Source organism: Symbiobacterium thermophilum IAM 14863 (genome assembly GCF_000009905.1).
Classification (GTDB): Bacteria; Bacillota; Sulfobacillia; order Symbiobacteriales; family Symbiobacteriaceae; genus Symbiobacterium; species Symbiobacterium thermophilum.
On sequence record NC_006177.1, the window covers coordinates 3,171,844 to 3,196,268 of the forward strand.

Consider the following 24,425-nt stretch of genomic DNA (forward strand, 5'->3'; position numbering starts at 1 on the left):
CCTGGAAAGGAACAGATTGTATAGGTACGACGGCGGGCCGCCGCGCCCCTGCTGCCCACAATTGCGGCCGCGATCCCCATCCATTATAATCGTAAAGGTGTTTGCAAGAGGGGGGCTTTCCATGGGACTCTCGATCGGCATTGTGGGCCTGCCCAACGTCGGGAAATCCACGCTGTTCAACGCCATCACCCGCGCCGGCGCGGAGGCTGCCAACTATCCGTTCTGCACCATCGAGCCCAACGTGGGCGTGGTGGACGTGCCGGACGCTCGCCTGCCCGTCCTGGCCAAGATGTTCAACTCCGCCCGCATCGTGCCCACCAGCATCAAGTTCATCGACATCGCCGGCATCGTGAAGGGCGCGTCCAAGGGCGAGGGGCTGGGCAACAAGTTCCTGCACCACATCCGCGAGGTCGACGCCATCGCCCACGTGGTTCGCTGCTTCGAGGATCCCAACGTCACCCACGTCAGCGGGCGGGTCGACCCGCTCTCCGACATTGAGGTCATCAACCTGGAGCTGATTCTGGCCGACCTGGAGACGATCGAGCGGCGGTACGAGCGCTCGGCCAAGGCGGCCAAGGCCGGGGTCAAGGAGGCCCAGGTGGAACACGGACTGCTCTCCCGCCTGAAGGAAGCCCTGGAGGCCGGCCTTCCGGCCCGGAGCGTGGCCATCGAGGGCGACGAGGAGGCCCGGGTCCTGCGCGACCTGCACCTGATCACCGCCAAGCCGGTGATGTACATCGCCAACGTGGCGGAGGAGCACGTGGCCAACCCCTTCGCGGTGCCGTACGTGGCCCAGGTCAAGGAGCTGGCCGACCGGGAGGGCAGCGAGGTGGTGCCGATCTCCGCCAGGATCGAGTCCGAGCTGGCGGAGATGGACGACGAAGAGCGCGCGGCCTTCCTGGCCGACCTGGGGCTGGCGGAGTCCGGCCTGGACCGGGTGATCCGGCACGGCTACCACCTGCTCAACCTGATTTCCTTCCTGACCGCGGGCGAGACCGAGGCGCGGGCCTGGACGATCCGGCGGGGCACCAAGGCGCCGCAGGCGGCGGGCGTCATCCATTCCGACATGGAGCGGGGGTTCATCCGCGCCGAGGTGGTCTCCTACGACGACCTGGTGACCGCGGGCTCCATGGCCGCCGCCCGGGAGGCGGGAAAGGTCCGGCTGGAAGGCAAGGACTACGTGATGCAGGACGGTGACGTCGTCACCTTCCGGTTTAACGTGTAGCCCTACAGGCTGCCTGGTGTCCACATCGAAAAGGGCGCGTAGGAAGGGGCTGCCCCGAGGTCGACCCTGTCGACCCGGGGCAGCCCCGAGCGCGTCTCGTTCACGACATCGGCCGCCGGACCGCCCTCCAGAGGCCGAGCTGTCCGAGGTCGGGCCGCCAGTCCACCGCATAGGTATAACCGGCATCCGACAAGTCGACGCGCCGGCCGTCCACGGCTGCTTCGAGGTCGGTCCCCTGAACGTAAGACCGGCCCTCGATCTCCGCCACCGAAAGCGGTTCGGTGCGGGTGCCGCCGGCCAGCACCAGGGAGACGGAGCCGTCCTCCTGCCAGGCGATCTCGCCCAGGACGGCGAGCGCCTCCACCGAGACCCGGTAGCCCCCGGCCCCATCGGCCAGCACGGCCGCCGGCAGGTCCAGCAGGGCAGGGGCGGCCGCATCCTCGGGGCCGGCGCCGTACCAGACCGCCACGGCCAGGTCCGGTGCGCCGGCCGCAGCGTGGGCGTAACCGGTCACCAGCGGCTCACCGCCCTCCAGGTAACTGACCAGCACCTCATCATCGCCCTCCAGCGCCAGCCGCCCGGCGCTGTCCCTGCGGATCACCTGGACCTGGAAGGAAAAGGCCTCATCCGTCTCCTGCGTGTCGACCAGCCGCACCCACACCTGCTCGGCATCCGCCGGGCGGAACGGGGCCAGCTGTTCCTGCAGGGCCGGGGCGACGGCGAGCGGCACCGTCAGTTCGGCGCCATGCACCCAGAGCGCAGCGCGCTGGGCCGCCTCCCAGGCGGAGATCCCCCCGACCTCGGCCCGCAGGTCGGCGGGCAGATCGGACAGCGCCGGCGCCGGGACGCGGAGCGAGAAGCTGCCGTCGTCCGTGACACGGTCCGGAACGGGGGCCGCGGCGGGTGTGTCGTCGGGGGAGACGTGTCCGCCGTCGGTGGCGGGACCGGGCGATCCGGTCTCAACGGAGCCCGCGGAACCGGGCGCCGCGTCGCCGGCCTGCTCGGCGGCGACCGGCGGATCGCCGGGCCCGGGCGATGAGGCAGGGCTGCCGGTTCATCCGGCCAGCAGGGCCGCCGCGGCGGCGAGGGCCATCCATCTTCTGTTCACGCGAGGTCACCTCAAAGGTTGATTATTTGGTTCGTTGATGATCTGTGTTCAGTATACATGACCTCGCGGCCGCGGCGGGGATCCGGGCCGAGCTTGCGCCCGTCCAAATGCTGGTAACCGGTGAAGCCGCCCTCAGGCCTGCCTGGCGGCCTCCAGGTGCAGTTCGATCTTCACCTCTTCACCCACCAGGACGCCGCCGGTCTCCAGCACCGCGTTCCAGGTGAGCCCGAAGTCCTTGCGGTTGATCTTGCCGGTGGCCGAGAAGCCGATCTTCTCGTTCCCCCACGGGTCCTTGCCCACGCCGGCAAACTCGAGGTCGAAGGTCACCGGCTTGGTGACGCCGCGGATGGTCAGGTCGCCGGTCAGCTTGTAGCCGTCGCCGGCGCGCTCCACCTTCGTGCTCTTGAAGGTCAGAGTCGGATAGTTCTGGGCATCGAAGAAGTCGGCCGAACGCAGATGGTCGTCGCGGGCGGAGTCGGCGGTGTTGATGGATGCGACCGGGACGCTGCCCTCGAAGTATGCACCGGTGATATCCGCGGGATCGACCTCAATGCGGCCCTCCACCTGCGTGAAGCGGCCCTTCACCGTCGCGATCATCATGTGCCGCACGGCGAACTCAACCAGGCTGTGCGAATTGTCCACTACCCATACGCTCTTGGCCATAAGCTTCCTCCTCCCGTGTGTTCGGCCGGGGTAGGCCCGTGCCTTCTATATCGTTAGTTGGTGTCAAACCGTAAGTAGGTACGGGCAGATGACCGGGGCCGGGCAGAGGATTTGTGCGCGGCGCGCAGAAGAACCGGGAGGGGATCCGCAACGACCCGCATTCCTGCCAGGAGAGGAGCTCGGTGTCCATGCGCTACGTTCGCTTTCTGACTGAGGATGCCCCGCCCCGCTGGGGCCGCCAGGAGGGGGACGTGGTCCACGAGCTGGACGGCGCCCCGTACGAAGGCGGCCAACCCACCGGCCGGACGGTGCCGCTGCAGGCGGTGCAGCTCCTGGCGCCGGTGACGCCCTCCAAGATCGTCTGCATCGGCCGCAACTACCGCGACCATGCTGCGGAGCTGGGAAACGCCGCCCCGGAGCGGCCGATGTTCTTCCTGAAGGCGCCCTCGGCGCTCATCGGACCCGGGGAGGCCATCCGGCTGCCGGATCCGGACGCCACCGTGCACTGGGAGGCCGAGCTGGCCGTGGTGATCGGCCGGCGGATGAAGGACGTCGCCCCGGCAGACGCCCTTTCCTATGTATTCGGCTACACCATCGCCAACGACGTCTCCCACCGGGACGCGCAGAAGGCGGACGGCGCGTTCGGCTTCGGCCGGGGCAAGTCGTACGACACCTTCTGCCCCTGCGGACCGGCGGTGGTGACCGAGGGGATCGACCCGGCCGACGCGCTCATCACCCTCACCTGCAACGAGGAGGTGCGCCAGTCCGACTCCACCGGGCTGATGATCCACCCGGTGCCGGAGCTGCTCAGCTACCTGTCGCAGATCATGACGCTGATGCCCGGCGACCTGGTGCTCACCGGCACGCCCAAGGGCGTCGGCGCCATGAAGCCCGGCGACCTGATCGAGATCCACATCCCCGGCATCGGCACCCTGGCCAACCCGGTCGTCTGAAGCCATGCGTCGGGTGCCGCCCACACCCCTCAGGCGGGTCGCCCCATAGAATGGGCTAGACCCCCGAGGAAGGTGTGACGCCGATGTCCCATTTCTATCCACCGCCGATGCGCGGCCCCGCGTGGTATCCCCCGGCCGGGTTCGGCGCACCGGCCTGGTACCCGTACACGGCGGCATACGCCCTGTACCCGCCTGCGGCCATGGCGCCCGCCGGCTGGTACGCCGTGGCCGACCGGCCCCCTGCGCCTGACCCTGCGCCGGCCGAGTGGATGGCGCTCGTCGAGCCCGCCCTGAACAGCGTGATCCCCGCCATCCACGGCCTGCTGGAGATCTCCGGCCTACTGCTCCGCCACCTGCCCGCCGCCTTCGACATGACGGGATCCGGGCCCGAGGAGCCTGCACGGGACGATCCCCTGACCATGCGCACGGGGCTTGGGCACATAGGGCTGTTCGGCCCGGCCGAACCGGACGTGATCGATATCGAGGCCGCCCGTTCCGACGCGGCGCTGCCGCCGCCGGAAGGCAACGGTCGCGACGGCGCCGGCGCCGCTGACCTGAGCGGAGACCAGACCGAGCAGGCATGAATCGAGTAGGAGGGGGCGGCTAGCCCCCGTCCTCTCACACCACCGGACATGCGGGTCCGCATCCGGCGGTTCGCCAGGATTGACGAGTCGCTTCATAGCATTCGGTCAGGCTTATCAGCCCCTGGGCACGCCAGTAGGCGTCGCCCAGGGCGCTGTTTAGTGGGCCACCTGCCATCCGCCACGGGCCTTTGCGGCTGTTGGCGAGTTGGTGGACTACCCATTCGGGCAAACCGAGGGCGCGCAACTCCCGAAAGCGCGTGCGTACACGCTTCCACTGCTTCCATACGCATGCTCGCAGCCGACGCTTCAGCCATCCTTCGAGTCTTTCAAAGGCTGACCTGGCATCGGAGAGCGCATAGTACCCAACCCAGCCCCGCAAGTAAGCATTCAGGCGCCGGATTCGGTCCTCCATGCTCTGGCTGCGGTTGCGGTCCGTCAGCGTGCGGAGCTTGTCCTTCACGCGCTTCAGGCTCTTCGGGGCCAGCCGGATGCGCACTCCCCGGTGCTTGTAGAAACTAAACCCGAGGAACTGCCGCTTCCACGGCCGGTCCACTGCGCTCTTCTCCTCGTTGACCTTCAGCCGTAACCGCTCCTGCAGGAAGTGGCGCACGCTCCTGTAGACCCGTTCTCCCGCCCGCTTGCTGCGGACGTAGATGTTGCAGTCATCGGCGTACCGGACGAAGTGGTGCCCGCGGCGCTCCAGCTCCTTGTCGAGGTCATCCAGCAGGATGTTCGCCAGCAGCGGGCTCAGCGGACCGCCCTGCGGCGTCCCTTCCTCCGTCGCCACGACTACCCCGTTCAGCATGACCCCAGCCTGTAAGTACCGCCGGATCAGCCGCAGCACACGCTTATCCGTTACCCGCCGCGCCACGCGGGCCATCAGCACGTCGTGGTTGACCCGGTCGAAGAACTTCTCCAGGTCCATGTCCACGACCCAGTCGTACCCTTCCTCCACGTACTGACGTGCCTTCCTGACCGCATCATGACCCCGCCGCCCCGGCCGAAAGCCGTAGCTGGATTCGGAGAATGTCGGGTCAAAGATCGGCGTCAGTACTTGCAGGAGTGCCTGTTGGATCAGGCGGTCCATCACGGTGGGAATCCCCAGCATCCGCTTGCCGCCGCCCGGTTTCGGGATTTCGACCCGGCGGACTGGCTGCGGTCTGTAGGTCCCCTGGAGCAGTCCCTCACGGATGCGGCTCCACTCCACGCGAATCTGGTCCCGCAGCCGTTCGGTGGGGACACCGTCCACGCCGGGAGCGCCTCCGTTCCGCTCCACCCGTTTCAGGGCGGCCAGCATGTTCTCCCTGGCCACCACCTGCTCCATCAGGTTGCTGTGCTCCCCGCGGGGTAACGTTCCGTCTTGTGCCGGCTGCCCACTCCGCCCTCTCGCCGTCCCTTGCGGCTTCACCGCTACCTCCGGCGAGCAGGTCCCGTTCGGGGTCTTCTGCGTTTGTCGCGGGCTGCTCGAACGCAACGGGTTCACCCCTTTCCTGACGTTCGGCCCTTCCCGGTTGGGGCGTCCCCCTGCCGGTACTATGGCCTTTGCTGACTTCTGCCGGTTCAGCTGCGTCTCCCGACGCAGGTTACCAGCGTTGCTGGCGTTCCCGGCAGATCTCCCCGGGTAAGAACGCTGACCTTCACCCCGCACCCGCCCCATCTACCGCACCGCCCTTTGGCAGCTTCGGGTTTTGCTGTGTTCGGCCAGCTCACCCGAGCGGCACAGCCTCCTATGGGGTTCGTGTTCCTCGGGTCGTGGCTTTGCCTCGGGCTTCCTTCAGATTCCGCCTCACGACGGACACCCTTGCCTTTGGCTAACGGGCTGGTGCTGCCTCGCCCGTAGCGGACTTTCACCGCCAAGTCAGCGCCCATGCCGGGCACACGGAAAAGGGCCTGCCCCCTGTGGGGCAGGCCCTTTGGCTTTCGTCACAGGAAACGCACGTCAGCGGCAGCGATGACGCAGTCGTAGTGGGTGGAAGCGGGGTTCCTTCCGCCGAAGGCCAGGTTGCCGCCCAAAGCGACATGGGCCGTCCCCAGGGCCTTCTCGGCCACGGCGACGCGGCCGCACGGCCGCACGTGGGGATTGGTTCCCAGCCCCAGCTCGCCGACGGTCCACGCCCACGGGTCGTTTCCCAGCCGCCTGCGCAGCTCCGCCGCGGCCTCCCCGCCCGTCACCTCCGCCACGCGGCCCCGCCGGAACCGGAGGGCGACCGGCCGGTCCAGCGGGATGTCGCCCAGTGCGACGTCCACCACCAGCAGGCCCTCCGCCCCGGTCTCGTCGGGAGCGACGTAGGCCTCGCCGGCCGGCAGGTTGCCGAAGTCCCCGGGCTGCCTGACCCAGCCGGTATCGGCGTGGACGGGCCGGCCTGCGAAGGTGAGCTGAAGGTCCGTGCCCCCCGGGGCGGTGAGCCGCACGCCTGCCGCGGCCCGGAGGCGCGCGGCGAGGGCCCGGGCACGGGCGGCGGCCTCGGCCAGACCAGGGGCCAGCGCGGTCTCCAGGACCGACACGTCCACCTGGGCCATCGACACCCAGCGGCCGCGCCGCGCCCGGTGGAAGGCGTCCAGCGCGGCCCGCATCAGCGCGTCCTCCGCGGCGAGCCTGAGGGCCGCCCGCAGCGAGACGATTGCGTCCGCCGATCTCACCGCGTCCGTGATCCACCGGGGAACGACCTGCAGCCGATCAGGGTCGGGCAGGAGATGCGCCTTCACCTCGGCCGCCCCCAGCGCCCGGGCCGCCTCGTCCAGCGCCGCGGCGGCCGGCGCCAGCGGCCTGTCCGCCAGAACCAGCACCCGCTCGCCCGGCCGCAGGCCCAGGCTGTCCTGCAACACCGTGCCCGCCCACCGGGGGACCATCTCAGGTCCAGCCCTCCGGCTTGAACTTCACCTCGGGCAGGTACACGGTCATGCCGAAGCGCAGCTCGTCAATGACCTCAGGCGTCACGGGGCCGCGCAGCTTGTCGCCCACGGGCGCCGCGGTGATGTAGACGTCCGTGGTGCCCTGCATGAAGTTGAGGATCGCGTCGCCCACGCCCTCCGGGATGGCCAGTCCCGCGCCGTGGCCGGTGGGCCAGCCGAACAGCAGCACGTGCAGCCGCTCCCCGGGGTGGTAGCCCCAGCGGTAGGTGTACTCCCGGGGCTGCGCCGCCAGGACCTGCTTGATCATCACATCCAGGGCCGGCACGCTGAAGAAGACCAGCTTGCGGCCGTCGGGGGCGATGGCGGTCCCCGCCTCCGTGGGCAGGTAGACGACGGGCTCCCCTCCGCCTGCGAACAACTCCTGTCCTTCCACGGGTCAACCTTCTTTCTCCGTTGTGGCACGCCCTGAGGCCTAAGGCTTCAGGAACGTCTCGGGCTCCCCCGAGAACCCGGCCAGGTAGCCCACCAGCCACACCCCGGCAAACAAGGCGACCATGGCCACCGCCGTGATGACGGCGGGGTTGAACCGTGCCCGCATCCCCAGCCGACCTCCCCTGAGATACGCATGTCACATCCCAACCTTCATTATGACGTACCGGGGAGCGGCGGGGAAGCGGGCGCGCCGCCGCTAATGCGCGGAGCCCACCTGCGCCGGCAGCGCCCGGTCAAGGGCCGGGAGCAGGACCATCAGCAGCACCGCGCTCAGCACAGCCTCGGGCAGCAGGTACGAGCCGTTGTAGATCAGGGAGTACACCAGCGGGCTCTGCCCCTCGGGCGCGAACTGGCCGAAGAAGACCACGCCGGCGATGACGTGCGCGGCGAACCGGCCGGCGATGGCCAGGCTGCCCAGCCAGGCGGCCGCCCAGCGGGCGTGGCCGCGGGCGAGCCCGGCGAGGCCCAGCAGGCCAAAGGCGATCGGGTAGTCCAGCAGCACCTGCACCGGATGGTAGAAGTACGGGTCGAGCCAGAACTGCAGCAGCCCGTCCAGCACTCCTGCGAGGATACCCCAGCCGGGACCGTGGCGCAGACCCACCAGCAGGATCGGCACCATGGAACCGAGCGTGACGGAGCCCCCCTGCGGCATCTCCCACACCTTCACATACGAAAGCGCCACCGCGGCCGCGATCATCATCGCGGTCTCGACCAGGCGCCGGAGACGAACCCGAGTATCGGACATGACGGACACCTCCGCGCAGAATCGTAGTCACCATCGCGTGGCACGAGAAAACCGCAGCCCCAGCGAGCTGCGGTACACGAAGTGTCCGCGAGGCTCGCTTCCCTACGCCGGCATTACCCGGATCAGGTGACAGGGTCCCGGGGTTCACCCCGGTTCTCAGCCGTTGCAACGGCTCCCCTAGCGGCTCTCGGCCAGTATGATGCTGCCTTCAGTATACCTCTCCCGCGCGGAAGTGGCAATCCTTCAGCATACTCCGGGCCAACGGGTGGCAAGTTAGGATGGCACAGGACGATCGTCACGGGAGGCTCGAGCGCATGGGAAAGCGCACGATGGCGGCGGCCGTGGTGGCCCTGCTGCTGTTCCTCTCCTACCCCTGGAGGGCCGGCGCCGAGGCGCGCGCCACCCTGCGCTGGGGGAGCCGGGGCAGCGACGTCTGCCTGGCCCAGCGGCGACTCAAAGCCTGGGGCTACTACCGGGGCGAGGTCGACTGCATCTACGGCCGGCTGACCTACGAAGCCGTCACCCTCTTCCAGCGCCGCAACGGGCTGACGGTCGATGGCATCGTCGGCCCCGACACCTGGGCGGCCCTCGGGTACTGGGGCGGCCCCCCCTCCACCGCGGCGGCCGCAGCGGGAACCCGGGAGGCCGACCGGGACCTGCTGGCCCGGGTCGTGTCGGCGGAGGCCAGGGGCGAACCGTATGAGGGGCAGGTGGCCGTGGCGGCCGTGATCCTGAACCGGGTGCGGGACTCGCGGTTTCCCAACACCATCGCCGGGGTGGTCTACCAGGCCCACGCCTTTGAGTCGGTGACCAACGGGTCCGTGTACGCCGCACCTACCGAAAGCGCCGTCCGGGCCGCCCAGGACGCCTTGAACGGATGGGATCCTTCCGGCGGCGCGCTCTTCTTCTGGAACCCCGCGAAGGCCACCAGCCAGTGGATCTGGTCGCGGCCCATCATCAAGCGGATCGGCAACCACGTCTTCGCCAAGTGAAGGGGACATGGACATGCGTCGCGTCGTCACCTGGCTGAGCGTCAGCCTGTTTGCGGCGGTCGCCGTCGCGGTCTGGGCCGCCTGGACGGCCAACCTGAACGAGCACAACCGGCTGCTGGCCAACGCGCTGGAGGCCGAGCGGCAGCGCAACTTCGTCGACATGGTCCACCACGTCGAGCAGATCCAGGCGCTCCTGGGCAAGGGGCTGGCCACCGGCAGCGAGCGGCAGAACATGCGCTACATGGCCGACGTGCACCGGCACGCCTCGGCCGCGATGACCGCCTTCTCCTCCCTCCCGCTGCCCACCGAGGTCTCGTCCACCACCGGCAAGTTCCTGCAGCAGGTGGGCGACTTCGCGTACGCTCTGCTGCGGGACGAGGCCGCGGGCCGGTCGCTGACCGAGGCCGAGCGGGCGGAACTGCAGCGGTTGCGGGAAGCCGCGGCGGCCCTGAAAGAGCAGCTGGGCACGATGCTCACCCAGTACCAGAGGGGCGGCTTCCGCTGGCACCAGCCCGCGCAGCTCTCGCTGCGCACCCTGATGCGGCCCCCCGGACGCGTCCTTTCGGACCCGGCTGCCTCCGGGGGCCCGGCCGCGGCGGCCCTGCTCGACGGCGGGTGGGCGCAGCTGGCCACCAGCATGGAGCAGATGCCGACCTTCATCTACAACGGTCCGTTCTCCGATCATGTGAACCAGACGCCGCCCGCTCTCAGCGGCCCGCAGCTGTCCCGGGAGGAAGCCGGCGGGCGGCTGGCCACCGCCCTGCCCGACGCGGCAGCCTACCGCGTGGTGGACGTGGTGGAAAGCGGCGGCAACCTTCCCGCCTACACGTTCCGGCTGGCCCCGGCCGGCACGCGCGGGAGCGCCTACACGGCCACGGTCTCGCTGACCCGCCAGGGCGGCCACCTGCTGGAGTTCCTGAGCGGGCGTGTTCTGGGTCAGCCCGCGCTGGACCTGGAGCAGGCCCGCGCCGTCGGACAGGAGTACCTGGCTCGTATCGGATACGCCGACATGGTGCCCACCTTCGCGCAGATCCAGGACGGCGTCGCCTTCGTCGCCTACGTCTACCAGCAGGGCGAGGTGATCGTCTACCCGGACCAGGCCAAGGTGAAGGTCGCCCTGGACAACGGCGAGGTGCTGGGGGTGGACGCCCGGCAGTACCTGACCAACCATCGCCGGCGCACCCTGCCCAGGCCGCGGCTCACGCCCGACGAGGCCCGAAGCCGGCTCAACCCCCATCTGGAGGTCAGCCGGGTACAGCTGGCCCTGATCCCGGATGCGGCGGGCACCGGCGAGGTCCTGACGTACGAGTTCCAGGGGAAGATCGGCGACGAGGTCTACCTCGTCTACATCAACGCCGAGACCGGGGCCGAGGAGCAGATCCTGCAGCTCATCGTGACCGACGGCGGAACGTTCACCCTGTAGCGGGCGGCGCTGCCCCGCGAACGGGGCAGCGCCGCTGCGTCACCGGTTGGGCCGGGACTTGGGGCTGTGGGTTTCCGCCTCGTACCGCTGCACGGCGGGGTCGGGGCTGGCGCCCAGGGCGCCGATCCGCCCCGGGTCAACCCCCAGCTCGGTGGCCAGCTCCATGCCCAGCCGCTCGACGGTGAGCCGGCTGATGGCGGGGTTGTCCGCAGCGGCGTCGCCGGTGGGCGTCACGCGCGGATCGGGTTTCACCTGCGTTCACCTCCCGCGGGTAGTCTCCCCCGGAGGGCGTCAGGCCACCCGTCAGGTCACCCGCACCCAGCGGGTCTCCTCGCCGGTCTGGGGGCAGGGGCCGAACGCGTCGCCCTCGTTGTAGTACTGCTTGACGCCCGCGGTGCAGCTGTATGTCCCCGCGACCTTGCACCGCTCGCCGGTCCTGCCCTGTGGCTGATCGCTCATGTGCGCATGCACCTCCCGCGCCTAGTCTGCCCCGGTGGTCGGGCCTGATACCAGCGCGGAAATGGGTATTCACCGTTCTTATACTTGAGGCTTAAAAAAGTCTGGTTTTCTTCTAGCAAACCCTGTTGACCGAGAGCAAACGCCTGTGGTAAAGTTTAATCGCACCGAACGATGTTTACCAACTTACATAGAGGGACCGAGGTCTCGTGATGAGGGGAGGCTTTGCCCGATGGCTGTATCTAACGCAGCACTCTCTGAGGTGCCGGTCGCCCGGATTCCCGAGCAGCGGCCGCAGCCCGTGGCCGTGCCCACCGACGAGGAGCTTGTCGCCGCCTACCTGAAGGGGGACGAGGCGGCGTTTGAGGAGATCGTGCGCCGTTACGAGGACCGGCTGTACCGCCTGTCCTACCGGATGCTGGGGAACCATCACGATGCGCTGGACGCCGTCCAGGAGATCCTGGTCAAGCTGATGGCGGCCCTGCCCAAGTTCGAGGGCCGGTCCCGCTTCGGCACCTGGGTCTACCGGCTGGCGGCCAACACGTGCCTGGACATCCGGCGCAAGCGGGGCCGCACCGCCGCAGAGTCGCTGGAGGCGACGCTGGAGTTCTCTCCGGCCGCCTCGCTGGCCATCCTGGACGACGAACCTGCCGACAACCCCGACCTCTACCTGGAGCAGCAGTACCGGGAGAACGTGGTCCGGGCCGCGCTCGACAAGCTGCCCGAGAGCCAGCGCCGGCTCCTGGAGCTCCGTGACCTCGAAGACTTCTCCAACAGCCAGGTGGCAGACATGCTGGGCATCGAGGTGGGCGCGCTGAAGGCGCGGCTCCACCGGGCCCGCCAGGCCCTGAAGCGGGTGCTGGACGCCGGCGTCTACGTGCCGGGCTACACCTCGCCGGCAGCCACCGACCTGGCCTGATGTGCCGAGGAGGTGCTTGGATGTCCCTGGGTCACCGCATCCGCCAGACACGCACGCAGAAGGGCATCACCCTCCAGGAGCTTGCGGAACGCAGCGGCCTGTCCAAAGGCTTCCTCTGCCAGCTGGAGAACGACAAGGCCTCGCCCTCGCTGCAGGCCCTGGACCGGCTCTCCGCCGGCCTCGGGGTGCCGGTGGCGCTCCTGCTCATCTCCCAGGAGGAGCGGGCCCACGTGGTCAGGGCCAACGCCCGTCAGGGGTACTCGATGAACGGCGAGGGGCTGAGCGTGCAGCTGCTCTCCGCGCCGGGGCGCAGCCTCAAGATGATGCTGTTGGAGCTGGCGCCGGGCGCCGCCACCGGGGGTGACAACCACGTCCACGAGGGCGAGGAGTGCCATCTGGTGCTGCAGGGCACGGTCCGCTACCGGCAGGGGGATGAGGAGCTGATCCTGAACGAAGGCGACTCGCTCCACTGGAACGGCTACATCCCCCACCGGGTGGAGAACTGCGGCGACCAGCCGGCGCGCATCCTCTGTGTCACCACCGGTGCGATGGAGCACATGCTGGAGAGCGAGTGCAACGAATGTTCGTAGTGCGTTGGGACCAGGAGCCCTGGGCTTCTGGTCCCATTTTGGCCGGTCTGCGTTGCATAAGCCGGGCGCCCGTGCTACGATGGCTGTGAGCGATGGCAGGACCTGTACCGCGCAGCGGTGCGGGTCTTGTGTCGTCTTGGGAAAGTTTCCTCGGGGCAACTTTCTTTCACGGCAGAAACCCCGGCTGACCGGGAGAAAGCGGGGTGCGCGCCCATCGACACCACATCCGCCCGGCAGGCGCAGAGTCAGAAGGGGGCCTGGCTCAGCGTGGCCACCTACTGTCTGCTGTCCGCCGCCAAGCTGACCGTCGGCTGGCTCTCCGGCTCCCAGGCCATCGCCGCCGACGGCATCAACAACGCCACCGACGTGCTGGGCTCCGCCGCTGTCCTGCTGGGGGTGAAGATCGCCCAGCGCCCGGCCGACGACGAGCACCGGTACGGCCACGAGCGGGCCGAGGGGGTCGCCTCGCTGGTGGTGGCCACCATCATGGGACTCGCCAGCCTGGAGGTGGGCCGGGGCGCGGTCCTGGCCCTGCTCTCGCCCGAGCGCGGCGCGCCCGCCGCCTGGTCGCTCTGGGTGGCCCTGGGGTCGGCCGCCATCCTCCTGGCCGTCTACACCTACAACCTGCGGCTCGCGCGCCACACGGGCAGCAAGGCCCTGGAGGCGGCCGCCTACGACCACCTCTCCGACTTCTTCATCAGCGTCGGTGCGGCGGCAGGCATCCTCGGCAGCCAGGTCGGCTGGCGCTGGGCCGACCCGCTGGCCGGCCTCCTGGTCGCCGCCCTGATCGCCCGCACCGCCTGGTCGATCGGCTCGGAGGCCGCGCACATGCTGATGGACGGGTTCGCCGACCGGGCCCGCATCGCCGCCCTGGAGGAGGTCGTCCTGGGCGTGCAGGGGGTCACCGGGGTGCAGAGCCTGCGGGCCCGGCTGATGGGGAGCCGCGTGCACGTGGACGTGACGGTGCTCGTGCCCAGCCAGATGAGCATCGTGGAGGCCCACGCCGTCGCCGACCGGGTGGAGGAGGCGCTGATCCGCCTCAGCGACGTGCGGGAGGTCCACGTCCACGTGGAGCCGGACGTCGTGGCGCAGGCGAAGTGAAGCCCGACAGCGAAATACGGGGCCGACCCTGCTGCGGGTCGGCCCTCTGGTTTTCCGGCGGTACTGCGTTACGCCTTCAAGGCAGCCCGCGCGGCCTCCAGCGCCGCGTCGTAGTTGGGCTCCTGTCCGGCCACCGGGACGTACTCCACGTGGACAAGGCGGTCGTTCCGGTCCACGACGAAGACCGCCCGGGAGCAGAGCGCCCACTCCTTGATGTAGGTGCCGTAGGCCTTGCTGAAGGCGTGGTCGCGGTAATCCGAAAGGGTGATGACGCGGTCGACGCCCGCGTTGCCGCACCACCGCTTCTGGGCAAACGGAAGGTCAGCCGAGATGGTGAGCACGACGACCTCGTCCCCCAGGCTGGCCGCGGCTTCGTTGAACTTGCGGGTCTGGGTGTCGCAGACGCCCGTGTCCAGGGACGGCACCGAAGAGATGATGCGCACCTTGCCCGCGAACGTCCGGGAGTCCACCGTCGAGAGATCATTGCCGATCGCGGTGAAGGCCGGAGCCTGATCGCCCACGCGCAGCTCCGGACCGACCAGCGTCACCTCGCCCTTGAACTGAAAAGCACCAGCGCGCTCCACGGCGTTTCCCTCCAGTAACGGCGTAGTTGGTTTCCCGGTGTTTGGACGCTCCGGGCGGACAGGGCGTGACGGATCACGCCGGAGAGTCCCCGTAACGGCGGCGGGCGCGGCGGCGTCAATACCTTGAAGTAAGCACACTTTAACATTATACTGGGCTTGCTTGAAATTTGCTGCGGGTTTCCTGCGGCAGTCATTCATCAGAAAGGGGCTTCATGGATGAGGTGGACCGTCCGACGCCGCCTGTTTGCGCTGTCTGTGGTGCTCATCGCGCTGGCCGGGCTGGTCGCCGGCGCGGCGAACTGGGGCCTGCAGACCGTGCAGGCGGCCAACGCGGAGAAGGAAGCGGCGCTCGCCCGGATGCTGAACGCCCAGGAGGTGGACCGGGCCCTGGCCGAGATGGCCTACGCGGCGTCCGCCTACACCGCGACCGCGGAGGCCGGATACCGGGAACGGTACCGGACGCTGGAGGGCGAGGTGTCCCAGGGGATCCAGGGGCTTCTTGATGCGGCGGAGGACGACCGGGAATCCCAGCTGGTGGCCGAGGTGCAGCGGCGGTACGCGGAGTTCTCGGCCTTCGTGGGGCGTGTGGTCAGCCGCGATTCCTTCAACGAGGCGCAGATCCGGGTCATGAGCCGGTCGCTGCAGAGCGAGCGGAACAAGATCATCGAGGCGCTGAATGAGCTGCTCACCCACCTGCAGGAGCGGGTGGACGAGACGGCGCTGGCCGCGGAGCAGGCGGTGCGCTTCACCCGGCTGGTCACCATCGGCACGACGGGCGCCGCCGTCCTCTTCGGCTTTGTCGTCGCCTTCTTCGTCGCCCGCAACATCGTCTTCCCGGTGCTGGCCCTGGCCCGGGCGGCCCAGCGCATGGCGGCCGGGGACCTGAGCCAGGACGTCACCGCCGGACTGGCGGGGCTGAGGGGCCGGGATGAGCTGGCGGAGATGGCCCGCAGCTTCCACCAGATGGTGAACTACCTGCGGGGGCTGGTGGTGGGCATGCAGGGCACGGTCCAGGCGGGGCTGGAGGTGTCCGGCGATCTCGCCGCCACCGCGGACCAGGCCGCCCTCTCCGCCCAGGATGCGGCGCGCGCGGTGGCGATCGTCGCCGAAGGCACGTCGCAGCAGGCGGCCTCGGCCCAGGAGATGAACCGGATGATCGAGGATCTGCGCCAGTCGGTGCAACAGATCGCCGCCGGCGCCAGCCGCTCGTCCGCGGACCTGGAGGAGGCGTCCACCCTGCTGCACAGGGCGGCGCAGGACCTGACCCGCATGACCGGGCAGACCGACCAGGTCGCCCGGGGGGCACAGCAGGCCGCGCAGATGGCCGCGGAGGGCTCCCGTGCGGTGGACGAGATGGTTCAGGGGATGACCCGCATCGAGCAGGCGGTGGGCGATTCCGCCGCCCGCATGGACGAGCTGGCGAAGGCCTCGGCCCAGATCGGCCAGATCACCGCCGTCATCTCCGAGATCGCGGACCAGACCAACCTGCTGGCCCTCAATGCCGCCATCGAGGCGGCCAGGGCCGGCGAGCACGGGCGGGGCTTCGCGGTGGTCGCGGACGAAGTGCGGAAGCTCGCGGAGCGCTCCGCAGCCTCGGCCCGGGAGATCAGCGAGCTGATCGCCCGGATTCAGGCACGCACGGACCAGGTCGTGGAATCGATGACCGTGGCCTCCAACGAGGTGCAGCAGAGCACCGAGCTGGCCGCCCGGTCGGGACGGCGGTTGGAGCAGATCCTGCAGACGGTCACCCGGGCCGCCGAGGACGTGAGCCACGTCGCCGAGGCCGCGCGGTCGCTGCAGCGGCAGGTGGATGTGGCCATGAAGGCGTTCGAGGGGGTCGCCGCCGTGACGGCGGAGAACACCGCGGCCACCGAGGAGATGGCCGAGGGCACGGCCAGGGTGCTCTCCTCCATCGGCGCCATCGTCGATGCGGCCCAGCAGAACGCGGCCGCGGCGGAGCAGGTTTCCGCCGCCATCGAGGAGCTGACCGCGGTCGCCGACGGCGTGGCCGGCCACGCCCAGAACCTGAACCAGATCGCGCTCTGGCTGAAGGAGCAGGTCGGGAACTTCCAGGTGGGGGAAGGCGAGGGCGAGCACGGAAACGCGTCCTCCTGACGACCCGGGGCCCGCGGCCTGTGGAGACGCTCCCTACCCTTGTAGGTCCAGTCCCTCTAGCCCACCGGCCCACCCGGCCGGTGGGCTGATTGTTCTCGGTTGTAGACGGCATATTCCGCCCCCTGGCCGCCAACGGTTCCCCGGCGAGCCCCGGTTCGAGGCGAATTGTGCATTTCCCCCACGCGGCACAGTGCACATTTCGCCGTCTCGCCCGCACCCAGTCCCCCTCGGGCCCCCGGTTCCGGGCGAACTGTACATTCCCCCCACGCTGGGCAGTGCACATTTCGCCTCGTCAACCCCCACCCGCTCCCCCTCGGGCCCCCGGTTCCGGGCGGATTGTACATTCCCCCCATGACGCGCAGTGCATATTTCGCCGCCTCGCCCGCACCCAGTCCCCCTCGGGCCCCCCCGGTTCCGGGCGGATTGTACACTCCCCCCACGTTGGACAGCGCACATTTCGCCTCGTCACCCCCACCCGCTCCCCCTCGGGCTCCCGGTTCCGGGCGAATTGTGCATTCCCCCCACGTTGGACAGCGCACATTTCGCCTCGTCACCCCACCCGCTCCCCCTCGGGCCCCCGGTTCCGGGCTGATTGTACACTCCCCCCACGCTGTGCAGCGCACATTCCGCCGCCTGGACGCCCCCCTGGAGGGGATGCGCCCGGCCGCCCTGGCCGTGACCGATGCAGACCAGCTTTCTGCAGGGGGTCGGCATTCACCCGGCGTTCATTCACGCGGAAGACCTGTGCCTGAAGGGCCTAGCAGGTCCCCGGGTGCCTTCCGCGCCCTGCCCGGGACGGGTCAGCGCCCGGCTGGAGTCCCAGAGCCAGGACGACAGACAGGGAACCCGCAGCCCATGGGGTGGCCACCCAAATCGACAGGGCTGTCCCAAAAGTCACCTGGGATGACTTCGGGACAGCCCTGAGAATTGCTGAAACCCTTCCCCGGCGGTGAACCCCGGGCCACACGCCGGTTCACCTCGGCCGGGCCGGGGCCGGTTCTCCCCGGTTAGGGCAGCGGCAGGCCCGCGAGCCCGTCCGGATCCGCGTCGAACGCGCCCGCCGGCTCCTCATCTTCCACGGGTACTTCCTGGCCTGGCTCCAGAGCCGCCTCCGGCCAACCGTCGCCAGGTTCAGGCAGCGGCCTGTCCGCGAGCGGCCCGTGACAGAGCTGCCGGTACTCGCACCGGGCGCAGAGGCGCGGATCCCCCGTGGGCGGAAACCCGTCCGGCGGCGTGGCCAGGATCTGCGCCACCAGCTGCCGCAGCCGCCGGCCGTCCTCCCGGAACCGGGCCGCGCTGTACGGCAGCCGCTCCTCCCGCCCCCCTCGCAGCGGGTTCCAGTAGACCATCGACACCCGGTCGGGGTCGAACGCGCCGCCGGGAGCGTAAGCGCCGCCGGCCGCGCAGAGCACATAGCGGTAGACCGTCGTCTGAAAGGCGGCCTCCAGCTTCGCCCGGGGCGGCATGTGGCGCAGGGTCTTCCAGTCGTAGATTGTCGCCTCCCCGTCGGGCGCCACGACCACCAGGTCGAACCTGGCCACCAGCCGCAGCGCCGGCTCGGACAGCCGCAGCTCCAGCTCGGGGTAATAGGCGTACCCCGGACGCCGGGGGAGGTAGCGCACCAGCTTCTGCATCCAGTCCTCCAGCTCCGCCCGGTCGGCGGGGGCGCCCAGGGTGCCCGGCTCCAGGCCGCTGTAGTACCGCCGGGCCATCAGGTGGAAGCGCTCGCCCTGCAGCATCGCCCGCCGCTCCTCCGGGTCATCGGGCAGGCCGGGAATGGCGAGCCCGTCGACGTACCGCCGGCGGAAGCGCAGGGGGCATTCCGCGTAGAGCCGCAGGGCAAGGGCGCTGAAGTGCCGCTCGTGCAGAGGGATCGGCTGCGCCACGGATCCGGTCACCTCCTCGCCTGGACGAACTGCCGAAGCCGCACCACCGCCGGCGGGGGAGCGGTGTCGTATCCCCGCTCGTTGCGCCAGTGATAGGAGAGCAGGAGGTTGCGGCGAGCCCGGGTGATGGCCACGTAGAGCAGCCGGATCTTCTCGCCGATCTGCTCCCGCTTGAACGCCGCCGCGGGATCTTCGGAAACCCCGCCGGCGCCGGCCAGCTGATCCAGCAGGGCCAGCGCCCTCGCCTCGGGGTTGACCTGCCCCGGCACCAGCGACCATTGCTCCGAGAGGGTCCGGTCGCGCAGTCCGCCGGTGAAGAAGCCCCGGGTGAGGCCCGCGACGTAGACGGTGTCCCACTCCAGCCCCTTGGCGGCGTGGCAGGTGGTCACGTACACCACGCCGGGCTGGGGCTCGAAGCCCTGCCGGTCGTACAGCGCATCGGCCAGCCAGCCCGATCGGCCGAGGGCGTCCGCCAGCTCCCGGGCCACGTCGCCGGGGCCGTAGAGCGGCTCCTCCTCCAGGAGCCGCCTGGCCCGCAGGGCCAGGTACTGCGCCAGGGCCAGGTCCTCGCCGGAGAGCCGCAGGTCGGCCGCCATCCGCAGGAGCAGGACATCCGCCGGCTGCACGGCGTCCGCCAGCCAGCGGTCGAGGTACGGTTCCAGGCGGGCGGCCGCCGCGCGCCGCTCCGGCACGTGGGGCGCCGCCAGGAAGGCCAGGGCGGCCAGGAGGTCCGACCCCAGCCGCAGCCGCTCCAGGGGGGCCGTCCTGCCCACCGGGATGGCCGGGGCTTCCCGGTCCCGCAGGAGCGCCAGCATCCGGTCCACCATCGCGTGGGTGGGGAGCAGCACGCCCACGGTCGCCTCCGGGTAGAGCCGCACGGACCGGGCGGCCAGCCCCGCAATCCGGTCCATCTCCTCCTCGTAGGCCGGAAAGTCCCGGACGAGGACGCGGCGCCCCTCCGGCTCCGGGTTGGACTGCCCCATCCCCCTGGGAACCCGCTGGATATACTGCGGCTCGAGGGCGTCCCGGCAGCCGGGCTCCGGGTAGTCCTGGCAGGTCCAGCGCACCAGTTCATTGGCCAGGTCGATGATCTCCTGGCTGGAGCGGCCGGCCATGGTGAGGGGGCGGACGTCCACCCCCGGTTCACGGATGAAGGCCCGGAAGAGCGCCGGCTCCGCCGTGGTGAAGCTGCCCATGATCGCCTGGTTGGGGTCGCCCACCCGCACGAAGTTGCCGCCAGGGCCGGCCAGGAGGCGGAGCACCTGCTCCTGCAGCCGGTACGAGTCCTGCGCCTCATCCTCAAACACGTAGGTCCACCGCTGCCGGAGCCGCTCCAGCAGGTCGGGCTCGCCGGTCAGGAGCCGGTAGGCTCCCAGCATCATGTCGTCGAAGTCCACCAGTCCCTCCCGGGCCAGAGCCCGCTGGTAGTCCCGGTAGATCTCCGCCGCCCAGCGGAGGGGCTCGGTGTCGGGGAGGCCCCGGGTCAGTGACAGCGCGTCGTCCGGCGAAAGCTGCCGCGCCTTGAAGGACTGGATCAACCGGCTCATCAGCTCGGGGGTGTGCTCCGCCCACCGCGCCAGCGCCTGGTCGCGGTTGCGGACATCCTCCCGGACCAGCGCCTCCCAGGTGTCCCGGTGTGCGGCGATCCACCCGGCCGTGAGGGCGTTGACCAGGGTCCTGCGGCGAACCTCGTCCAGCACGGCGAACGTGTCCGGCCAGCCGATGGCCTCCGGCCGCTCCCGGACGATCTGCACGGCCAGGGAGTGGATGGTGCGCACCTCGAAGCCCGCGCGGGGCAGGCCCCGAGCCTCCAGGAACTGACCGATGCGGTTCTTGAAATTGCCCACGGCGGAGTTGGTGTAGGTGACGATCAGGATCCGGCCGGGGAGGTGGCGCCCCTCGGCGATGAGGTCGGCGGCCAGATACGCCAGCACCGTGGTCTTGCCGGCGCCGGGCACCGCCGGGACGGCCATGTACCCGCCCCGGTACGCGGCCACCTGGACCTGGTCGGGACGCAGGGTGATGGTCACGCCCACAGCCCCCCTTCCTGCTCCTGGACCCACGGGCTCAGGGCGGCCTCCGCGGTGATGACCGGGCCGTCGCACCGGCGCAGCAGGGCGCGCACCGTGCGGTCCCGGGCGGCCTGCCGGACCCGGCGGGACTGGGCATCCGTCCACGGTGCGCCCTCCGGCCAGCCGGGGGCCAGCACGTGGGGGTTGGCCAGCTCGGAGGCGCCGGCGGGCAGCCAGCCGGGGGAGGTGACATCCAGCCAGACCTGCGCCGCCGAGGTCAGCCGGCGGCTCAGGTACGCCTGCGGCGTCGCCAGCAGCACGGCCCCGTCCCCCTCGTCCTCCGGGTCCGGCCACAGCGGGCAGGTGGCCTCGGTGAGCAGCGGCCGGTAGTTCATGCCGAAGAGGTCGGCGCCCGGACCCGCCGGGGGCTGGGAGTTCCCGGCCGGGGGCTGGGCGTTTCCGTCCGGGGCCTGCAGATTCCTGTCCCGGGCCTGGGGCGCGGCCGCGAGCCGCTCCGCGGCCAGGCGGAAGTCCGACGCAGCCCGCAGCAGCTGACGGCAGGCCCTGACCGACTCCTTCGGCAGGTCGGGCCGCAGGGGGAGCAGCACCTCCAACAGGGCGGCCCGGACGAAGGCGTCGGTCTGCCACGTCCTCCCGCGGGCCGCCCGCAGCCACCCGTGAAGCGGCCGGTACGGCGCCGGATGGCCGGCGGGATCGGGCAGGTCGTCCCCGGCTTCCCAGAGCGCCTGTCCCAGGTGGGCGGCGGCTGCCGGGTCGAGCCCCAGCAGCACCCGAACGGCGTCGGCCAAGGGACCCGGCGACGGCCACGGCGGCCGCCAGGACGGCACGGCCAGGCCGGCGAGCGCGACGATGGCCCGCACGGCGGGATCATCCAGGAGCCGGCGGGTCGGGACCAACGGCAGAAGGGCAATCCCCCGGGCCGCCAGGGCCTGGCCCAGGGCGGTGGCCAGCAGGTGGTCGACCCGGGGCGCAAGGACGGCGATCTCCCCGGGTCTGAGCCCCGCGGCCACGAGGCCGGCCACCGCCTCGGCCGCCCGGTTCACCATGTCGCCCCAGAACTCGGCGGCCATGTGGTAACACGGGGACGGGGCGCATGGAACCTCCTGCGGCGACCCCGACCGCGGGCGGCGGTCAGGCGGGGCCGGCGCCGACCGGGCCTCCCGGACGGCCGCCAGCCGTTCCTCGAGGCTGGGGGCCGGGTCAGGCAGGCAGATCCGGTGGGCGCGGGCGAATCGGTTCAGGATTCCCCTGGGGTCCGCCCCCTGCAGGAAGGCGTGGCCTCCATCAGGGTCGAGGGCGATGGCCGCCTCCTCCACCGCCTCCGCCATCGCCACAAGAAACGGCTGCTCGGCCGGCGCGGCCTCGTCCGCGTCGTCCACCAGCAGCCGCCGGAACCTGGCCCGCAGGCGGGCGCGGTAGGCGGGATCCGGCAGCAGGCCGTCCGTGAACAGCGAGAGGGCCAGCCCGTAGTCCAGAAGGCCGGCCTCCAGCATGCGGGCACGGTGCCGCTCCAGGAGGGCCGCGACCTGCCCGAACAGCAGCCGCTTCTCGGGCCGGTCGGCCTGGGCCATTCGCCGCACCGCATCCTCCAGTTCCAGCCCCGCCGCCGCGGCCGCCCGGTCGACCCGGGTGAGCAGCTGCAGCGCCAGCCGTTCGGGCGTGGCCCTCACCACGTCGCCGAACAGGGCGTAATGGGGCTCCAGCAGGGCCTGCAGCAGGCGGCGTTCCACCGTGAGGGGCAGAAAGGCCGGCGCCAGCCAGCGGGCGGCTGCCGGCACCCTGGCCTGCAGGGCCGGCCAGTGCAGCGTCAGCTCCTGCCGGACGAAGCCGTAGAAGTCGTACGCCTGGACGGCGCCGCCCGAGGGCAGGTCCGGACCGCGCACCCACGGGGCGGTCTGCTCCGCCCCGTGGGTGAGGATGAGGATCTGATCGGTGCGCACGCCCTCCCGGAGCCACTGCTGGAACCGGCCGCGGAGGACCGTCGTCTTGCCGGACCGGGCCGGGCCCGTGATCAGCGTGACCGCCGCGGACACCTCCCTAGCGCACGAAGGCCTTGTAGACGTAGTAGATGCCCAGGGCCAGGAGGATGAGCGGGGCCAGCCGGAACAGCATGGCCAGGCCGAAGATCACGGTGCGGGCCGCCAGCCCGGCCACGGCCAGGAGCACGAAGACCACCGCCGCCACGTAGGCGCCGCGCCCCAGCCACCCGGACTTGACCGCGAGCGCGAGCGCCGCGGCGATGAGGAGGAAGAGCCAGGCGCCGGACAGGGTGATGCGGAAGAGGGCCGCCAGGCCCACCAGCACGAGGATGATGCCGATCAGCTTGTCCATGGATGCGATCAACCCCTTTGTTAGGGAGACGCCGGGGAGGCTGGGGAGGTTCGCCGGGGAAGTGAAAACTGTGTAAACAAGAAAGGCCGTCCCCGGGGGGACGGCCGATCAACTGCGTAGGGAACGGTAGACCAGCATGGCGCCGATCATCATGAACATCGCACCGGTACCCAGGCGGAGATACCGGACGGGGATGTGGCGGAGAAAGCTGTCGCCCGCCACCACGGCGACCAGGGAGGACGCGATCAGCGCCCCGGCCGCGCCGAGGAAGATCATGTGCGGGGCCTTGGACCGGGCGGACAGGGACATGACCATCAGCTGGGTCTTGTCGCCGAGCTCGGCGAGGAAGATGATGGCGAAGGTCACGAGGGCGGACTTCCATTCCAACGCGGGCTCCCCCTTGCGAGCCCGTGGACGGGCTCATAGGAGGATATGGGACGGAAGGTCACGTCATGACCCTCTTGCGCTACCGCGCCTTGCGCGCCACCACGATGGTCACCCGGTCCGAGGCGGACTGCCCGTCGCCGTAGCCGAAGTAGACGAAGTTGCCGCCGGGCAGGCCGTAGGTCTCCGTGAAGTACCGCACCACGGCGCCGGCCCGGAGGGCTGCCAGCTCAAAGGCCTCCGCGCTGCCGGCGGCGTGGCTGGCGTCGGCGGTGCCGTTCACCATAATGGGAAGTTCCACCCCGGCCAGCTTGTCCGCGATCTCGTTGAGGGTGGGATACGCCTCGGGCCGGATGGTGTACTCGCCAGGCTCGAAGAGCAGGCTGCCGGCCACGCTGAGGACGATGCCCCGCTCCTCCAGCGCCACGGAGAGCAGGCCGGTCTTCACGCCCGGCATGGCCCGGAAGACCTCGGCCACCTCTGCCATCTCATCCGGCTCGGCCACAGGCGCTGTGACCCGGGGGGACGCCGGGACCGGGGCCGGTTCCGGCTCCAGCACGGTCCACACGTCGGTGGGCTCATCAGCCGGTTCCGCCTCCGCAGGGGGCGGCTCCACCGGCGGGACCGGTGCGGACTCGGTGGGCTCTTCCTCCGGCGGGGCGATGAGGTGGGCCGGCCAGTCGGGCACGTCCGGCAGGCTCCCCGGCCGCTCGGGCCAGATGATGGGCAGCGCGGTGCCCTCCTGGCCGCGCGTGGGCAGCGGCGCAATGTCAGGTCCCACGGTGCCCAGCGCCTGCCCCAGCGACCGGGCCAGGCTCTGGTACTTGGCCGTGTCTACCCGCGCGAAGGAGAACATGACCACGAACACGATGAACATGAGGGTCATGAAGTCCGCGTAGGAGACCATCCAGCGGGCCGTGCCGCTGCCGTGCCCTCCGCCGCCGTGCTCCTCCGCCGCGGACGGCTTCTTGTTCATCGCGGCCATTCC

Annotated in this window: 25 protein-coding genes and 1 riboswitch; of the genes, 9 read left to right on the forward strand and 16 right to left on the reverse strand. The window is 70.4% G+C overall.

Translation table 11 applies throughout. The features are described 5' to 3' along the window. Positions 1-121 precede the first annotated feature (121 nt). The gene (gene ychF / locus STH_RS14665; RefSeq protein WP_011197064.1) at positions 122-1,225 is read left to right on the forward strand and encodes a redox-regulated ATPase YchF; all 1,104 of its coding nucleotides are present in this window, start codon (positions 122-124) and stop codon (positions 1,223-1,225) included. Positions 1,226-1,325: 100 nt separating this feature from the next. Here the strand turns inward: ychF and STH_RS14670 are convergent, their stop codons facing one another. Continuing rightward, entirely contained in the window at positions 1,326-1,976 is a 651-nt protein-coding gene (locus STH_RS14670; RefSeq protein WP_043714281.1) for a hypothetical protein, read from the reverse strand. A gap of 489 nt (positions 1,977-2,465) precedes the next feature. Beyond that, complete coding sequence (locus tag STH_RS14675) at positions 2,466-2,996, reverse strand: YceI family protein (protein ID WP_011197066.1); 531 nt, start codon at positions 2,994-2,996, stop codon at positions 2,466-2,468. 188 nt (positions 2,997-3,184) lie between these two features. Between STH_RS14675 and STH_RS14680 the strand changes: the two genes are divergently transcribed. Both STH_RS14680 and STH_RS14685 read left to right on the forward strand, forming a co-directional pair. Next, positions 3,185-3,949, forward strand: coding sequence for a fumarylacetoacetate hydrolase family protein (locus STH_RS14680; protein ID WP_011197067.1), 765 nt, complete (start codon positions 3,185-3,187; stop codon positions 3,947-3,949). 83 nt (positions 3,950-4,032) lie between these two features. Next, complete coding sequence (locus STH_RS14685; RefSeq protein WP_043714283.1) at positions 4,033-4,533, forward strand: hypothetical protein; 501 nt, start codon at positions 4,033-4,035, stop codon at positions 4,531-4,533. A gap of 34 nt (positions 4,534-4,567) precedes the next feature. Here STH_RS14685 and ltrA read toward each other — a convergent pair whose 3' ends face one another. The 5 genes from ltrA to thiT form a co-directional block, all read right to left on the reverse strand. Then, complete coding sequence (ltrA, locus tag STH_RS14690) at positions 4,568-5,857, reverse strand: group II intron reverse transcriptase/maturase (protein WP_011194155.1); 1,290 nt, start codon at positions 5,855-5,857, stop codon at positions 4,568-4,570. 599 nt (positions 5,858-6,456) lie between these two features. Then, positions 6,457-7,383 (reverse strand): aminopeptidase, encoded by a 927-nt coding sequence (locus STH_RS14695; RefSeq protein WP_011197069.1) that lies wholly within the window; start codon positions 7,381-7,383, stop codon positions 6,457-6,459. Between the two features lies 1 nt (position 7,384). After that, on the reverse strand, positions 7,385-7,819 hold the full coding sequence (locus tag STH_RS14700) for a hypothetical protein (protein WP_011197070.1): 435 nt from the start codon (positions 7,817-7,819) through the stop codon (positions 7,385-7,387). A gap of 39 nt (positions 7,820-7,858) precedes the next feature. Next, complete coding sequence (locus tag STH_RS19800; protein ID WP_011197071.1) at positions 7,859-7,984, reverse strand: hypothetical protein; 126 nt, start codon at positions 7,982-7,984, stop codon at positions 7,859-7,861. Positions 7,985-8,074: 90 nt separating this feature from the next. Further along, entirely contained in the window at positions 8,075-8,623 is a 549-nt protein-coding gene (gene thiT, locus STH_RS14705; protein ID WP_011197072.1) for an energy-coupled thiamine transporter ThiT, read from the reverse strand. Positions 8,624-8,705: 82 nt separating this feature from the next. Then, positions 8,706-8,812, reverse strand: a riboswitch (TPP riboswitch). A 125-nt stretch (positions 8,813-8,937) separates the two neighbouring features. Here thiT and sleB point away from each other — a divergent pair. Both sleB and ypeB read left to right on the forward strand, forming a co-directional pair. Continuing rightward, positions 8,938-9,615: a spore cortex-lytic enzyme gene (sleB, locus tag STH_RS14710; RefSeq protein WP_043714285.1), complete on the forward strand. Its 678-nt coding sequence runs from the start codon at positions 8,938-8,940 to the stop codon at positions 9,613-9,615. Between the two features lie 13 nt (positions 9,616-9,628). Then, positions 9,629-11,038 carry a germination protein YpeB gene (gene ypeB, locus STH_RS14715; protein WP_043714287.1) on the forward strand — a complete coding sequence of 470 codons (1,410 nt, stop codon included), beginning with the start codon at positions 9,629-9,631 and terminating at the stop codon, positions 11,036-11,038. A gap of 39 nt (positions 11,039-11,077) precedes the next feature. Here ypeB and STH_RS14720 read toward each other — a convergent pair whose 3' ends face one another. Next, entirely contained in the window at positions 11,078-11,290 is a 213-nt protein-coding gene (locus STH_RS14720) for a hypothetical protein (RefSeq protein WP_011197075.1), read from the reverse strand. 51 nt (positions 11,291-11,341) lie between these two features. Beyond that, positions 11,342-11,497, reverse strand: coding sequence for a hypothetical protein (locus STH_RS18950; RefSeq protein WP_011197076.1), 156 nt, complete (start codon positions 11,495-11,497; stop codon positions 11,342-11,344). A 229-nt stretch (positions 11,498-11,726) separates the two neighbouring features. On the opposite strand from STH_RS18950, the gene STH_RS14725 reads away from it, so the two are divergent. From STH_RS14725 to STH_RS14735, 3 genes are all read left to right on the forward strand, one after another. Further along, on the forward strand, positions 11,727-12,413 hold the full coding sequence (locus tag STH_RS14725) for an RNA polymerase sigma factor (RefSeq protein ID WP_050742314.1): 687 nt from the start codon (positions 11,727-11,729) through the stop codon (positions 12,411-12,413). A gap of 20 nt (positions 12,414-12,433) precedes the next feature. Further along, entirely contained in the window at positions 12,434-13,003 is a 570-nt protein-coding gene (locus STH_RS14730) for a helix-turn-helix domain-containing protein (protein ID WP_043714289.1), read from the forward strand. A gap of 267 nt (positions 13,004-13,270) precedes the next feature. Further along, positions 13,271-14,104: a cation diffusion facilitator family transporter gene (locus STH_RS14735; RefSeq protein ID WP_050742315.1), complete on the forward strand. Its 834-nt coding sequence runs from the start codon at positions 13,271-13,273 to the stop codon at positions 14,102-14,104. 68 nt (positions 14,105-14,172) lie between these two features. Here the strand turns inward: STH_RS14735 and tpx are convergent, their stop codons facing one another. After that, complete coding sequence (gene tpx / locus STH_RS14740) at positions 14,173-14,688, reverse strand: thiol peroxidase (RefSeq protein ID WP_242654550.1); 516 nt, start codon at positions 14,686-14,688, stop codon at positions 14,173-14,175. A 216-nt stretch (positions 14,689-14,904) separates the two neighbouring features. Here tpx and STH_RS14745 point away from each other — a divergent pair, with 216 nt between their 5' ends. After that, positions 14,905-16,803: a methyl-accepting chemotaxis protein gene (locus tag STH_RS14745; protein WP_083766142.1), complete on the forward strand. Its 1,899-nt coding sequence runs from the start codon at positions 14,905-14,907 to the stop codon at positions 16,801-16,803. Between the two features lie 1,007 nt (positions 16,804-17,810). Here the strand turns inward: STH_RS14745 and STH_RS14750 are convergent. From STH_RS14750 to STH_RS14775, 6 genes are all read right to left on the reverse strand, one after another. Next, on the reverse strand, positions 17,811-18,689 hold the full coding sequence (locus STH_RS14750) for a PD-(D/E)XK nuclease family protein (protein ID WP_043714291.1): 879 nt from the start codon (positions 18,687-18,689) through the stop codon (positions 17,811-17,813). An 8-nt stretch (positions 18,690-18,697) separates the two neighbouring features. Continuing rightward, the gene (locus STH_RS14755; protein ID WP_148205605.1) at positions 18,698-20,719 is read right to left on the reverse strand and encodes an ATP-dependent helicase; all 2,022 of its coding nucleotides are present in this window, start codon (positions 20,717-20,719) and stop codon (positions 18,698-18,700) included. Beyond that, positions 20,716-22,755, reverse strand: coding sequence for an ATP-dependent DNA helicase (locus STH_RS14760; protein ID WP_011197084.1), 2,040 nt, complete (start codon positions 22,753-22,755; stop codon positions 20,716-20,718). Before STH_RS14760 ends, STH_RS14755 begins: the two co-directional genes overlap by 4 nt. A gap of 4 nt (positions 22,756-22,759) precedes the next feature. Next, on the reverse strand, positions 22,760-23,053 hold the full coding sequence (locus STH_RS14765; RefSeq protein ID WP_011197085.1) for a hypothetical protein: 294 nt from the start codon (positions 23,051-23,053) through the stop codon (positions 22,760-22,762). Between the two features lie 108 nt (positions 23,054-23,161). Next, a complete protein-coding gene (locus tag STH_RS14770; protein WP_011197086.1) occupies positions 23,162-23,440 on the reverse strand; it encodes a TMEM165/GDT1 family protein in 279 nt (92 codons plus the stop codon). Positions 23,441-23,519: 79 nt separating this feature from the next. Beyond that, positions 23,520-24,422 (reverse strand): flagellar motor protein MotB, encoded by a 903-nt coding sequence (locus STH_RS14775; RefSeq protein WP_011197087.1) that lies wholly within the window; start codon positions 24,420-24,422, stop codon positions 23,520-23,522. Positions 24,423-24,425 lie beyond the last annotated feature (3 nt).